This window comes from Geodermatophilus sp. SYSU D00696 (genome assembly GCF_054050235.1).
Genome location: NZ_JBJGYY010000001.1, coordinates 284977 through 298808, shown reverse-complemented (window position 1 = coordinate 298808; position 13832 = coordinate 284977). Strand labels below are relative to the sequence as shown.

Annotated in this window: 12 protein-coding genes; 9 read left to right on the top strand and 3 right to left on the bottom strand. The window is 75.4% G+C overall.

Annotated features, from left to right (window positions below; translation table 11 throughout):
• Window positions 1–9: 9 nt before the first annotated feature.
• The 3 genes from ACI79O_RS01415 to ACI79O_RS01405 are packed head-to-tail and all read right to left on the bottom strand — an operon-like array spanning window position 10 to window position 4297.
• Window positions 10–711: a sirohydrochlorin chelatase gene (locus ACI79O_RS01415; protein ID WP_456913171.1), complete on the bottom strand. Its 702-nt coding sequence runs from the start codon at window positions 709–711 to the stop codon at window positions 10–12.
• Complete coding sequence (locus ACI79O_RS01410; RefSeq protein ID WP_456913169.1) at window positions 708–1463, bottom strand: SDR family oxidoreductase; 756 nt, start codon at window positions 1461–1463, stop codon at window positions 708–710. The genes ACI79O_RS01415 and ACI79O_RS01410 overlap by 4 nt, the downstream gene beginning before the upstream one ends.
• Window positions 1463–4297: an aconitate hydratase gene (locus ACI79O_RS01405; RefSeq protein WP_456913168.1), complete on the bottom strand. Its 2835-nt coding sequence runs from the start codon at window positions 4295–4297 to the stop codon at window positions 1463–1465. Before ACI79O_RS01405 ends, ACI79O_RS01410 begins: the two co-directional genes overlap by 1 nt.
• A gap of 184 nt (window positions 4298–4481) precedes the next feature.
• Between ACI79O_RS01405 and ACI79O_RS01400 the strand changes: the two genes are divergently transcribed.
• From ACI79O_RS01400 to ACI79O_RS01360, 9 genes are all read left to right on the top strand, one after another.
• Window positions 4482–5240, top strand: coding sequence for an SIR2 family NAD-dependent protein deacylase (locus tag ACI79O_RS01400; protein ID WP_456913166.1), 759 nt, complete (start codon window positions 4482–4484; stop codon window positions 5238–5240).
• Entirely contained in the window at window positions 5237–5548 is a 312-nt protein-coding gene (locus ACI79O_RS01395; protein WP_456913165.1) for a hypothetical protein, read from the top strand. Before ACI79O_RS01400 ends, ACI79O_RS01395 begins: the two co-directional genes overlap by 4 nt.
• Entirely contained in the window at window positions 5545–5976 is a 432-nt protein-coding gene (locus ACI79O_RS01390; RefSeq protein WP_456886138.1) for a DUF1772 domain-containing protein, read from the top strand. The genes ACI79O_RS01395 and ACI79O_RS01390 overlap by 4 nt, the downstream gene beginning before the upstream one ends.
• Window positions 5977–6159: 183 nt before the next feature.
• Window positions 6160–7695, top strand: a complete 1536-nt coding sequence (locus ACI79O_RS01385; RefSeq protein ID WP_456886137.1) for an AMP-binding protein — start codon at window positions 6160–6162, stop codon at window positions 7693–7695.
• 165 nt (window positions 7696–7860) lie between these two features.
• Window positions 7861–9336 carry a C40 family peptidase gene (locus ACI79O_RS01380; RefSeq protein ID WP_456913164.1) on the top strand — a complete coding sequence of 492 codons (1476 nt, stop codon included), beginning with the start codon at window positions 7861–7863 and terminating at the stop codon, window positions 9334–9336.
• A 372-nt stretch (window positions 9337–9708) separates the two neighbouring features.
• Window positions 9709–11010 (top strand): AAA family ATPase, encoded by a 1302-nt coding sequence (locus ACI79O_RS01375; protein ID WP_456886132.1) that lies wholly within the window; start codon window positions 9709–9711, stop codon window positions 11008–11010.
• Window positions 11007–12050 (top strand): DUF58 domain-containing protein, encoded by a 1044-nt coding sequence (locus ACI79O_RS01370; protein WP_456886130.1) that lies wholly within the window; start codon window positions 11007–11009, stop codon window positions 12048–12050. Before ACI79O_RS01375 ends, ACI79O_RS01370 begins: the two co-directional genes overlap by 4 nt.
• A 28-nt stretch (window positions 12051–12078) precedes the next feature.
• Window positions 12079–13038, top strand: a complete 960-nt coding sequence (locus tag ACI79O_RS01365) for a VWA domain-containing protein (protein WP_456874173.1) — start codon at window positions 12079–12081, stop codon at window positions 13036–13038.
• A gap of 1 nt (window position 13039) precedes the next feature.
• Window positions 13040–13783 carry an SDR family NAD(P)-dependent oxidoreductase gene (locus ACI79O_RS01360; protein WP_456913163.1) on the top strand — a complete coding sequence of 248 codons (744 nt, stop codon included), beginning with the start codon at window positions 13040–13042 and terminating at the stop codon, window positions 13781–13783.
• Window positions 13784–13832: the final 49 nt, after the last annotated feature.

The window sequence follows — 13832 nt, the reverse complement described above, 5'->3', positions numbered from 1 at the left end:
TCTGTCGCGCTAGTGGCTGTCGAGGGCGGCGTCGTAGCGGTCGAGCAGGACGGCGGCGATGCGCTCGTCGGGCAGCAGGGGAGCGGTGACGAGGTCGGCGCCGGCCTCGGCGAGCTTGCCGTGGAAGTGGCCGGGCGCCAGCAGGTAGGAGGCGATGACCACCCGCTCGGCGCCACCCCTGCGAGCGGCCGCGACCGCGTCGGCCACCGGCGGCTGGGCGGCCGAGCCGTACCCGGTGGTCACCGGCCCGGCCCAGGAGCGCTGCAGCAGGTCGGCGGTGTCCTCCACGTCGGCCACCGACCGCGGGTCGCTCGACCCGGCGGCGGCGAGGACCACGGCGGTCAGCGGGTCGCCCGGGTCGGCGCCGGCCTCGACGAGCCGGTCGAGCAGCACCGCGGCCAGCCGGGGGTCGGGACCCAGCGGCCGGGCCGCGACGGCGGTGTCGTGCGCGGCGACGGCGCCGGCGATGTCGACGTGCACGTGGTAGCCGCCCGACAGCAGCAGCGGCACGACGACGGCCGGCTGCCCGGATCCGGCGAGCCCGGCCACGACGTCGACGACGGTCGGCGGCTGCACGTCGACGAAGGCCGCGGTGGTGGTCAGCCCGGGGCGCAGCCGGCGTGCGGCCAGCGCGAGCTCGGCGACCAGCCGCCGTCCGGTGGGGTTGCGCGTGCCGTGGGCGCAGGCGACGAGGACCGGGCAGGAGCTCATGGGGTGCGGAGCACGCCGCCGTCGACGGCGACCATGGTGCCGGTGACGTAGGAGGCGACGGGGGAGAGCAGGAAGGCGGCCACCCGGCCGAACTCCTCGGGCCGGCCCACCCGGCGAAGCGGGATGCCGGCCTCGGTCTGCGCCCGCATGCGCTCGGGATCGCCGGAAGCGGCCTCGATCTCGGTGATCCGGTCGGTGGCGATCGTGCCGGGCATCAACCCGAGCACCCGGATCCCGCGGGGACCGAGCTCGTCGGCCAGCGCCTTGGCCGTCATCGCCAGGCCCGGCCGCAGGCCGTTGGAGATCGCCAGGTGCCCGATCGGCTGGCGCGCCGAGGTCGACAGCACGAAGCCGATCGCCGCGCCCTCGCCCAGGTGCGGCTCCAACGCCCGGACCAGCCGCAGCGGGCCGAGCAGCACGCTGTCGACGGCGTCACGCCAGGCGTCCTCCGGTGTCTGCAGCACGGTGCCCTGCGCCGGCCCGCCCACCGACACCAGGACGCCGTCGACCCGACCGAGCACCTCGAGGGCGCGGGAGACCAGCAGGTCGGCGGCGTCCGGGTCGGCGAGGTCGGCCGCGACCCCGGAGGCGCCGTCCCCCAGCTCGGCGACGGCGGCCTCCACCGAGGACGCGGACCGGGAGCTGACGAGGACGCGCGCCCCGTCGGCGACGAGGGCCCGGGCGGTCGCGAGGCCCAGTCCCCGGCTCGCGCCGGTGAGCAGGTACCCGCGACCGCCCAGGCCCAGGTCCATCAGGCGGCCGAGCCGCGCAGCGACCGCAGGACGTACTGCATGATCCCGCCGTTGCGGTAGTAGTTCGCCTCGCCGGGGGTGTCGATGCGGACGCGGGCGTCGAACTCCACGTCGCCCGCCTTCACCTTCACCGTGCGCGGGGTCTCGCCGTCGTTGAGGTCGGTGATCCCGGTGATGGTGAACTCCTCGTCGCCGGTCAGGCCGAGGGACTCCCGGTTCTGGCCCTCGGGGAACTGCAGCGGCAGCACGCCCATGCCGATGAGGTTGGAGCGGTGGATCCGCTCGTAGCTCTCGGCGATGACCGCCTTGACGCCGAGCAGCGCCGTCCCCTTGGCCGCCCAGTCGCGCGACGAGCCCGAGCCGTACTCCTTGCCGGCCAGCACGACCAGCGGGACGCCGGCCTGCTGGTAGGCCTGCGAGGCCTCGTAGATGCTCGTCGTCTCGCCGGTGAGGTGGTTCTTGGTGACGCCGCCCTCGGTGCCGGGCACCAGCTGGTTGCGCAGCCGGATGTTGGCGAAGGTGCCGCGGATCATGACCTCGTGGTTCCCGCGGCGGGAGCCGTAGGAGTTGAAGTCGCGGCGCTCGACGCCGTGCTCGCGCAGGTACTGCCCCGCCGGGCTGTCGGCCTTGATCGAGCCGGCCGGCGAGATGTGGTCGGTGGTCACCGAGTCGCCGAGCACCGCCAGCGTCCGCGCGCCGGTGATGTCCTGCACCGGGGCCGGCTGGTCCTGCATGCCCTCGAAGTACGGGGGCTTGCGGACGTAGGTGCTCTCGGCGTCCCACGAGAAGGTGTCACCGGTGGGCGTGGGCAGGTTCTGCCACTGCTCGGTGCCGGCGAAGACGTCCTCGTAGCTGCGGCCGAACTGCTCGGCCGAGACCGCCTCGTCGATGACCCGCTGCACCTCGGCCGGCGAGGGCCAGATGTCGCGCAGGTACACGTCCTGCCCGTCCTTGCCCTTGCCCAGCGGCTCGGTGGTGATGTCGACGTCCATCGACCCGGCCAGCGCGTAGGCGATGACCAGCGGCGGGCTGGCCAGGTAGTTCATCTTGACGTCGGGGTTGATCCGGCCCTCGAAGTTGCGGTTGCCCGACAGCACCGAGACGACGGCGAGGTCGGCCTCGTTGACCGCGGCCGACACCGGCTCCGGCAGCGGGCCGGAGTTGCCGATGCAGGTGGTGCAGCCGTAGCCGACCAGGAAGAAGCCGAGCTTCTCGAGGTACGGGGTGAGGCCGGACTTCTCGTAGTAGTCGGTGACCACCTTCGAGCCCGGCGCCAGCGTCGTCTTGACCCAGGGCTTGGTCTCCAGGCCCGCCTCGACGGCCTTCTTCGCCAGCAGCGCCGCCCCGAGCATCACCTGCGGGTTGGAGGTGTTGGTGCAGGAGGTGATCGCGGCGATCACGACGTGGCCGTGGTCGACGAAGGTCTCCGTGCCGTCCTCGAGCACCACGCGGGTGGGCTTGGAGGCGCGGTCGGCCACCGGGCCGGTGACGACGTGGTGCGGCTTGCCGGCGTCGCCGTTGTCGTGCGCGAACGGGCTGGCCGGGTCCGAGGCCGGGAAGGTCTCCTCGACCGACTCGTCGACGCTGGAGCCGGCGTCGCGGGGCGCGTCGTCGTCGTCCTGCTGCATCTCGTCGACCGGCGCGTAGGTCGGCAGCGCCTCGCGGAAGGAGGCCTTGGCGTCGGTGAGCGCGACCCGGTCCTGCGGCCGCTTCGGGCCGGCGATCGAGGGGACGACCGTGGACAGGTCCAGCTCGAGGTACTCGGAGAAGGCGGGCTCACGCGACGGGTCGTGCCACAGGCCCTGCTCCTTGGCGTAGGCCTCGACCAGCGCCACCTGCGCGGCCGGGCGTCCGGTCAGCTCCAGGTAGGTGATGGTCTCCTCGTCGATGGGGAACATCGCCGCGGTCGAGCCGAACTCCGGGCTCATGTTGCCGATCGTGGCGCGGTTGGCCAGCGGGACCGCGGAGACGCCCTCGCCGTAGAACTCGACGAACTTCCCGACGACGCCGTGCTGGCGCAGCATCTCGGTGATCGTGAGGACCAGGTCGGTGGCGGTGGAGCCCTCGGGCAGCTCACCGGTCAGCTTGAAGCCGACCACGCGCGGGATGAGCATCGACACCGGCTGGCCGAGCATCGCGGCCTCGGCCTCGATGCCGCCGACGCCCCAGCCGAGCACGCCCAGCCCGTTGACCATCGTGGTGTGCGAGTCGGTACCCACGCAGGTGTCGGGGTAGGCGACGACGCGGTCGCCCTCCTGGCGCGGGAACACCACGCGGGCCAGGTGCTCGATGTTGACCTGGTGGACGATGCCCATGCCCGGGGGGACGACCTTGAAGTCGTCGAAGGCGCCCTGGCCCCAGCGCAGGAACTGGTAGCGCTCGCCGTTGCGCTGGTACTCGATCTCGACGTTGCGCTCGAACGAGTCCGGGGTGCCGAAGACGTCGGCGATGACCGAGTGGTCGATGACCAGCTCGGCCGGCGCCAGCGGGTTGATCTTGTTCGGGTCGCCGCCGAGCTCCGCCATGGCCTCGCGCATGGTGGCGAGGTCGACGATGCAGGGGACGCCGGTGAAGTCCTGCATGACCACACGGGCCGGGGTGAACTGGATCTCCTGGTCGGGCTCGGCCGAGGGGTCCCAGTTCGCCAGCGCCCGGATGTGGTCGGCGGTGATGTCCGCGCCGTCCTCGGTGCGCAGCAGGTTCTCGAGCAGGACCTTCAGGCTGAAGGGGAGCCGGTCTGCGCCCTCGACCGCGTCGAGCCGGTAGATGTCGTAGTCGGTGCCGTCGACGCTGAGCGTCGACCGGGCCCCGAAGCTGTCCTTGCTGGCTGCCACTGCTTGCGCCTCACCCTCGCGTGTCCATCGGGCTTGAATGCCACCCTCCATCATCCCAGCCCGACCCGACGAGCCGCTGGCCAGGCGACCCTTCCCTTCCCCGGTGAGCTGCGTCGCACGACGCCCGTGGCCCGTGCACTTCCGCGGACGCGCACGAGGAGAGGACGGACCTACGGTGGACGGCGTGACCGGCGCCGTGCCCGACCCGCTCCCGGACTGGCTGGCCGGCGCCCGCCGGATCACGGTGCTGACCGGTGCGGGCGTCTCCACCGACAGCGGCATCCCCGACTACCGCGGGCCGCAGGGCGTGTGGACCCGCGACCCCGACGCCGAGAAGCTCGTGACGCTGTCCTACTACGTCTCCGACCCCGGGATCCGGCGCAAGGCGTGGCGCATGCGGGCGGGGATGCGCGCCGCCGACGTCGCCCCGAACGCCGGGCACCGCGCGCTGGCCGACCTCGGCCGCCGGGGCCGGCTGCGCGCGCTGCTCACCCAGAACGTCGACGGGCTGCACCAGGCGGCGGGCTCCGCACCGGACCGGGTCCTCGAGCTGCACGGCACCGTGCACGCCGTCGAGTGCCTGTCCTGCGGCGACCGCACGTCGATGGACGACGCCCTGGCCCGGCTCGACGCCGGCGAGCCCGACCCCGCGTGCCTGGTCTGCGGCGGCATCCTCAAGTCGGCGACGGTCAGCTTCGGGCAGGCCCTCGACCAGCGGGTCCTCGACGCCGCGGTGCAGGCGGCCGCCGACTGCGACGTCTTCCTCGCCGTCGGCACCTCGCTGGTGGTGTACCCGGTCGCCGGGCTGGTGGAGGTCGCCGCGGCGCACGGGGCCCGCGTCGTCATCGTCAACGCCGAGCCCACGCCCTACGACGGGCTGGCCGACCTCGTCGTCCGCGAGCCCATCTCGACGGCGCTGCCGCGGTTGCTGGGGACGGCGTGACCCGCGCGGAGCTCGAGGCCCGCTACCGCGAGCTCGTGCTGCGCGAGCTGCCGCGGCGGGCCCGCGAGGGCCGCTGGGTCGTCAGGAACGACCACTGCTTCGGCCGCATCGTGCTCGACCACGCCGTGGCGGGGCGCTGGTACGACGTGCTCGACCGCCGCCGGTCGCCCGCGTTCGCGCAGCTGTCCGACGAGCAGCTCGCCGGCGCCGTCGCGCTGGCCGAGCGGGTGCTCACCGAGGGCGACCCGCTGCTGCGCGAGCTCGACGCGCAGAGCCTGGCCTGGCGCGGCAAGCCGCCGAAGCGGTGACCCTCCTCGTCGTCCACCTCGCGCTGACGGCGGCCTACGCCGGCTTCCAGTGGACCGTGCGCGCGCTGGTCTACCCGCAGTTCGCGCGGGTGCCGCCGGAGGCGTTCCCCGCGTACGAGCGGGCGCACCAGCGGCTGATCGCGTGGGTCGTCGGGCCGCTGTTCGCCGGCCAGGCCGTCACCACGCTGTGGCTGCTGGCCGCCCGACCGGCCGGGACGCCGCTGCTGCCGGTGCTCGCGAGCGGCGGCTGCCTCGCGCTGGTGCTCGCGGTGACGGCGCTGGTCGCCGTCCCGCTGCACCGGCAGCTGGCCGCCGGGTGGGACGCCGGAGTGCACCGCCGGCTCTGCCACGCCGACACCGTCCGGGTGGTCGCGGCGACGGCCGGCACGGTCGCCGCCGCGTGGGCGGTGCTGGCCACGGACGGCTGACCCTCGTCCTCCCGCACCGCAGCGGGTCCTCCCTCACCGCAGCGCGTCCTCCCTCACCGCCCACCGTGCGGGAGGACGCTGCACGATCAGGTCACCTGATCGTCGCGGAGGCGGCTAGCGTGACGGCGACCACGTCGAGCGGCTGACCGGCCCGCGGTCGGCCCTGGCTCCCCGGGAGATCGCATGCGCGTGCCCCTCACCACCCGCGACTTCCTCGACCGCGCCGAGCTGGTCTACGGCGACCGCGTCGGCGTCGTCGACGAGCCGAGCCAGCCCGCGCCGTCGCTGGGCGAGGTGACCTGGCGCGAGTTCGCCCGTCGCGGACGCGCGCTCCAGGCCGGTCTCGACGCGCTCGGCGTGGAGGAGGGCGAGCGGGTGGCGATCGTCAGCCACAACGCCGCCCGGCTGCTGGAGGTGCTGCTGGCCGTCCCGTCGTCGGGCCGGGTGGCGGTGCCGATCAACTTCCGGCTCAACCCGGAGGAGGTCTCCTACATCGTCGGGCACTGCGGCGCGCGCGTGCTGCTGGTCGACCCGGAGCTGGAGACCTCGCTCAAGGGCGTGCAGGCCGAGCACCGGTTCGGCACCGGCGAGGAGTACGAGCAGCTGCTGGCCTTCGGCGCCGAGCCCCGGCCGTGGGGCGAGCCCGACGAGGACGCCACCGCCACCATCAACTACACCAGCGGCACCACCGCGCGGCCCAAGGGCGTGCAGATGACCCACCGCAACATCTGGGTCAACGCGGTCACCTTCGGCATGCACATGCAGGTCAGCGACCGCGACGTCTACCTGCACACGCTCCCGATGTTCCACTGCAACGGCTGGGGGCTGCCGTACACGATGGCCGGCGTCGGCGCCCGCCAGGTGGTGCTGCGCAAGGTCGACGGCGCGGAGATCCTGCGCCGCGTCGAGCAGCACGGCGTCACGATGATGTCCGGCGCGCCCGCCGTCTGGAACGCCGTCCTCGACGCCGCAGCCGAGTGGGACGGAGAGGTGCCCGGCCGCGACCGGGTGCGGATCGTCGTCGCCGGTGCGCCGCCGCCCTCGCGCACCGTCGCCCGCGTCGAGGCCGAGCTCGGCTGGGAGTTCAACCAGATCTACGGCCTCACCGAGACCGCCCCGCTGCTGACCATCAACCGGCCGCGCGCGGAGTTCGACGACCTCGACCCCGAGGAGCGCGCCAAGCGGCTGTCACGGGCCGGCGTCCCGGCGCTGGGCACCCGGCTGCGGGTCAGCGAGTCCGGCGAGGTGCTCGCCCAGGGCAACACCGTGCTGGCCGGCTACTGGGACAACCCCGACGCCTCCGCCGAGGCGCTCGAGGGCGGCTGGTTCCACACCGGCGACGGCGGCAGCATCGACGACGGCGGCTACCTGACCATCTCCGACCGCAAGAAGGACGTGATCATCACCGGCGGCGAGAACGTCTCCTCCATCGAGGTGGAGGACGCCGTGTTCAGCCACCCCGCCGTCGCCGAGGTCGCCGTGATCGGCATCCCCGACGACAAGTGGGGCGAGCTGGTGACCGCGATCGTCGTCGTGACCGAGGGGGAGACCGTCACCGCGGAGGAGATCATCGCCCACTGCCGCTCGCGGCTGGCCGGGTACAAGACGCCCAAGCGAGTGGAGTTCCGCGACGCGCTGGCCCGCACGGCCACCGGCAAGATCCAGAAGTTCAAGCTGCGCGAGCCCTTCTGGCAGTCGAGCGAACGTCAGGTGAACTGAACCCGCCGCCCCTCCCGGCCGGGAGGGGCCCGACCCCACCCTTCGGGGGGAGACGCTCTCAACCGGGCCACCCGGCCGGTCGATCTCCGTGCGGGTGGCACCCGGACGGGTGCCCGGAGAGCACGCGCCCGGCCCGCACGCCGGCGCACCGGGAGGGGTCGGCACGTGGGTACGGGTACGCGCACGCGACATCACCGCTGGGCGCTGCGCGCCGCCGGGACCGCCGTGGCCGGTCTGCTGGCCGTCGGGCTGACCCCCGGCACCGCCGCCGCGGCGCCCACGGACGAGGAGATCGCCGCCGCCGAGGCCGCGCGGGACGCCGCCTCGGCGCAGGTGGGCGTGCTGAGCGCGCAGCTCGCCGAGGCCGAGGCCGCCGCCGCCCAGGCGCACCAGAACGCGCAGATCGCGCTGCAGGACTACGAGGAGACGCAGGCCGCCTACGAGGCCGCGCGCGCCGCCGCCGACGAGGCTGCGGCCGCCGCCGCGCGGGCCGACGCCGAGGTCGCCACCGGGCGCGCCCAGGTCGCCGCCTACGCCCGCGACACCTACATCCAGGGCAGCACCGCGCCCGGCGCGGCCGCGCTGCTGTCCTCCGGCGGCCCCGCGCAGCTCATCGAGCGGGCCGCGCTGCTCGAGGCGGCCGGCACCCACCGCGTCGACGTCGTCGGCGAGCTCGTCGTCCTGCAGGAGCAGGCCGCCGTCGCCCAGCAGGAGGCGCACACCGCGTCGGAGCAGGCCGAGGAGCTGCAGGCCGAGGCCGCCGTGATCCTCGAGGGCGCCCAGGCCCAGGAGCTCTCCGCCCGCGAGCAGACCGCCGCGCTCGCCGGGCAGCGTGACGCCCTGGCCGCCCAGGCCGCGGCCGCCGGTCAGGAGGTCACCGAGCTCCAGCAGGAGCAGGACGCCGCCGAGGCCGCGGCCGCTGCGGCCGCCGCCGCGGCTGCGCGCGCCGCGGCTGCGCGCGCCGCGGCCAGCGCGACCCCCGCCCCGGCCCGCCCGGCCCCGCCCGCTCCGCAGGCCGCCCCGTCGACGCGCCCGGCTCCGGCTCCGGCTCCGGCCCCGGCCCCGGCCCCGGCCCCGGCCCCGGCTCCGGCTCCGGCTCCCGCTCCGGCTCCCGCTCCGGCTCCGTCTGGCTCGTCCTCGTCGGGTTCCTCGTCGGGCTCGTCCTCCGGGGGTGCGGCGGGCACGCCGACGCCGCCGTCGTCGACCGTCGCCGGCGCCCCGTCGGCCTCGGCTGTGCAGCGGGCGATCGACGCGGCGATGTCCCAGCGCGGCCTGCCCTACAGCTGGGGCGGCGGCGGCGCGAACGGCCCGAGCTACGGCATCCCGCCGGACACCGGCATCCACGGCTTCGACTGCTCCGGGCTGACGGAGTACGCCTACGCGCGGGCCGGCATCCGGATCGGCGGCACCAGCCGCGACCAGTGGTGGAACAACCGCGGCAAGACCGTCGCCCGCGGCGACCTGCGCCCCGGCGACCTGGTCTTCTGGGGCTCGGGGAGCTCCTACACCTCGATCTACCACGTGGCGCTCTACATCGGCGACGGCAAGGTGGTCCACGCCCCGCAGAGCGGCGACGTGGTCAAGGTGGCGCCGATGTGGTTCGGCAGCACGTACTTCGGGGCGGTCCGCCCCACGGCGTGACGAAGGACCTCCCTGCCCCCACCGCTCGCACGCTCGCGGCGGGACCCTGCAGGGAGGCTGGGAGGACGCACTGCCGGGCGCGGACACCGGCTGGGCATGAGGGCGTCGGGCAGCCACGGGGGGAGCTGCCCGACGCGTCGCCAACGCTAGCAGCCGTTGGACCCCCGGGGCAGGGGGACGCACCCCCCGGTACGGCGCGTCCGCCCGGCGTGTCCCGCCGACGGGGCGGGCGGCGCGGCGCCGCGCGGGACCGGACGGACACCCAGGTCCGGGTGGGACACTGACCCCGGGACGGGCGGAAGGCCCCGTCACCGGCCCCCCGGGAGCCCCGATCCGGACCGGGAGGCCGCGGACCGGCATCCGAGGAGCCCCGTGACCACCGCCGCCAGCACCCCTCTCGACAAGCCCGCCGGCGCCACCGCCGCGGCCGCCGGTGCCCCGGTGCCGCCGTCGGCCGACGCCGCCCGGCTGGAACGGGCGCTGTTCGAGATCAAGCGGGTCATCGTCGGCCAGGACCGCCTGGTCGAGCGGATGCTGGTCGCGCTGCTCGCCCGCGGGCACGTGCTCCTCGAGGGCGTCCCCGGCGTGGCCAAGACCCTCGCCGTCGAGACGCTGGCCACCGTCGTCGGCGGGCGGTTCGCCCGGCTGCAGTTCACCCCCGACCTCGTGCCCGCCGACATCCTGGGCACCCGCATCTACAAGGCCGGACAGGACGCCTTCGACACCGAGCTCGGCCCGGTGTTCGCCAACTTCGTGCTCACCGACGAGATCAACCGCGCGCCGGCCAAGGTGCAGTCGGCGCTGCTGGAGGTCATGGCCGAGCGGCAGGTCTCCATCGGCGGCGTCACCCACCCGCTGCCCGACCCGTTCCTCGTGCTGGCCACCCAGAACCCGATCGAGTCCGAGGGCGTCTACCCCCTGCCCGAGGCGCAGCGCGACCGCTTCCTCATGAAGGTGCTCGTCGACTACCCGAGCCCGGAAGAGGAGCGCGAGATCATCTACCGGATGGGGTCGACCCCGCCGGTGCCCGAGACCGTCCTCGGCCCGGAGGACCTGCGCCGCATGCAGCGCGCGGCCTCCCAGGTCTTCGTGCACCACGCGCTGGTCGACTACGTCGTCCGGCTCGTCGTGGCCACCCGCCAGCCGCGCGAGCACGGCATGGACGACGTCGCCTCGTGGGTGTCCTACGGCGCCAGCCCGCGCGCCTCGCTGGGCCTGATCGCGGCCGGCCGGGCGCTGGCCCTGGTCCGCGGCCGCGACTACGTGCTGCCGCAGGACGTGCTCGACGTGACCGCCGACGTGCTGCGCCACCGGCTGGTGCTGTCCTACGACGCGCTGGCTGACGGCGTCCCGCCGGACCACGTGGTGAAGCGGATCCTGCAGACCGTGCCGCTGCCGCAGGTGACCCCCCGCCAGCGGGCCGGCGGCTACGGCCCCGCCGCGCCGGGCGGTCCGGCGGTGCCGCCGCCCGGGGCGCCCTTCGGCCCGCCGCAGGGCCTGCCGCCGTACGGCCCGCCCGGCTTCGCGCCCGGCGGCCCGGGCCAGGCCGGTCCCGGCCAGCCGGGCGCCGTCCCGGCCGGCCCGGCGCAGAACGGGTCGATGCCACAGGGCGGCCAGCCCGGCGCCGGCGTGCCCGGCGGCAACGGGCACGTCCCCGGCGCCCCGCAGGCGTGATCGGACGTCGCGGCCGCGCACGGGCCGGGGCGGACCCCGCCCCGGCCGGCGCGGTGGGGACGGCGACGGCGCCCGCGCCCGCGGGCACCCCGGGCTCGGGGATCGACCCGCGGGACGGCGACGGCTCGCCCCCGCACTTCGGCGAGGGCCCGGCCGACGTGCTGCTGCAGCGGCTGGAGCTGACCGTCCGGCGGCGGCTCGACGGGCTGCTGCAGGGCGACCACCTCGGCCTGGTGCCCGGCTCGGGCAGCGAGGCCGGCGACTCGCGCACCTACCACCCCGGCGACGACGTCCGGCGGATGGACTGGCCGGTCACCGCGCGCACGCAGGTGCCGCACGTCCGCGAGACGATCGCCGACCGGGAGCTGGAGACCTGGGCGGTGGTCGACCTCTCGGCCAGCCTCGACTTCGGCACCGGCCTGTGCGACAAGCGCGACCTCGCCATCGCCGGGCTGGCCGCCGTCAGCCACCTCACCGTCCGCGGCGGCAACCGGCTGGGCGCCGTCGTCACCACCGGGGAGCGGGTGGACCGCTACCCGGCGCAGGCCGGCCGGCTGGCCGCCGACCGGCTGCTGCGCGGGGTGGTGGCCACCCCGCGGGCCGCCACCGGACGCCGCGGCGACCTCGCCGCCGCCCTGGAGACGCTGCGCCGCCCGCCGCGCCGCCGCGGGCTGGTCGTGGTGGTCAGCGACTTCCTCGGCGACACCGACTGGGAGCGGCCGCTGCGCGGCCTCGGTGCCCGGCACGAGCTGCTGGCCGTCGAGGTGGTCGACCCGCGGGAGCTGGAGCTGCCCGACGTCGGCCTGCTCACCGTGCGCGACCCCGAGTCCGGGCAGACCCTCGAGGTGCCCACCGGGGACCCGGTGTTCCGCGCCCGCTTCGCCGAGGGCGCGGCCGAGCAGCGGCGGGCGATCGCCGCGGGCCTGCGCCGCGCCGGCGCCGGGCACCTGCAGCTGCGCACCGACCGCGACTGGCTGATGGACGTCGTGCGCTTCGTGGCCGACCGGCGCCGCGCGGGCAGCGGCGGGGCCTCCCGGTGACCGCCCCGACCCCCAGAGAGGTCCGCTCGTGAGTTTCCAGTCACCGCTGTGGCTGATCGCGCTCGTCCCCGTCGTCGCGCTGGCCGTCCTCTACGTGGTCATGCAGCTGCGCCGGCGGGTGTACGCGGCGCGGTTCTCCCAGACCGGGCTGGCCGCCGGGCTGCTGCCGAAGCGGGCCGGGTGGGTGCGGCACGTCGCGTTCGGCCTGACGCTGACCGCGCTGCTGGGCCTGGTGCTGTCGCTGGCCCGGCCGAGCACCGAGGTGCGGGTGCCGCGGGAGACCGCCACCGTCGTGCTGGCGCTGGACGTGTCGCTGTCGATGCAGGCCGAGGACATCGAGCCCAGCCGCTTCGAGGCCATGAAGGACGCCGCCTCGGACTTCGTCGACATCCTCCCCGAGCGGATCAACCTCGGGCTGGTGTCGTTCTCCGGCACCGCCTCGACGCTGGTCACGCCCACGACCGACCGCGACCAGGTGCGCGGGGCGATCGCCAACCTGGAGCTGTCGGAGGCGACCGCGATCGGTGAGGCGATCTTCACCTCGCTCACCGCGATCAGCACCTTCCAGTCCACCCTCGACGTCGGCGAGGGCGAGGAGCTGCCGCCGGCGCGGATCCTGCTGCTGTCGGACGGCTACAACACCGTGGGCCGGGAGAACACCCAGGCGACCGCGGCGGCGCAGGCGGCCGGGGTGCCGGTGTCGACGATCGCGTTCGGCACCGACTACGGGTCGATCGAGATCGGCGGCGAGGTGACCCCGGTGCCCATCGACCGCGACGCCCTGCGGCAGATCGCCGAGGAGACCGGCGGGCAGTACAACGAGGCCCGCACCCGCGCCGAGCTCGAGGCCGTCTACGACGACCTGGGCAGCCAGATCGGCTACACCACCGAGCCGCAGGACGTGTCCTACTGGTTCGTGCGGATCGCCACGCTGCTGCTCTTCGGCGGGCTGGGCCTGGCCGCCTGGCGCCTGCAACGGCTGTTCTGACGTGGCGCCCCGGCCGTCGTCGGTGGTGACCGGCGGAGCGCAGGGCGTCGGGCGGGCGATCGCCGAGCGGCTGGCCGCCGACGGCGAGGTGGTCGTGGTCGACACCGCCGCCGACCTCGGCTGGGTGCACGACCGGTTGCGGCTGGTCAGCGGCGACGCGCGCGACCCCGCCGTCCTCGACCGCGCGGCGGCCCTGGCCGAGGAGGCCGGCCCGCTGACCGGCTGGGTGGCCAACGCCGCGGTCTTCCGCGACGCCACGCTCACCTCGGCGACCACCGCGGAGGTGCTCGACCTGGTCACCGCGAACCTGGCCCTGGCCCTGGCGAGCTGCTCGGCCGCCGTCGGGCACCTCCGGGCGCACGGCCGGCCGGGGGCGATCGTGACCGTGTCCTCGCACCAGGCGCAGCGGCCGGTCCGCGGGGCGCTGCCCTACGCGACGGCGAAGGCCGCGGTCGAGGGGCTGACGCGGGCCGTCGCCGTCGACCACGGGCCCGACGGGATCCGGGCCAACGCCGTCGCGCTGGGCACGATCGCCACGGACCGGCTGGAGGAGTTCCGGGCCTCGCACCCCGGTGTCGACGCCGAGCTGGCCGCGCTGCACCCGCTGGGCCGGGTCGGCGCGCCCGCCGAGGTGGCCGACGTCGTCGCCTTCCTGCTGTCCCCGGCGGCGGCCTTCGTCACCGGCGCCGTCCTGCCCGTCGACGGCGGCCGGGCGGTCAACGGCCCCGACCCCGAGGCGCGCTGAGCCCGCGGACGACGACGGGCCGCCGGGGACGGCGTCGTCCCCGGCGGCC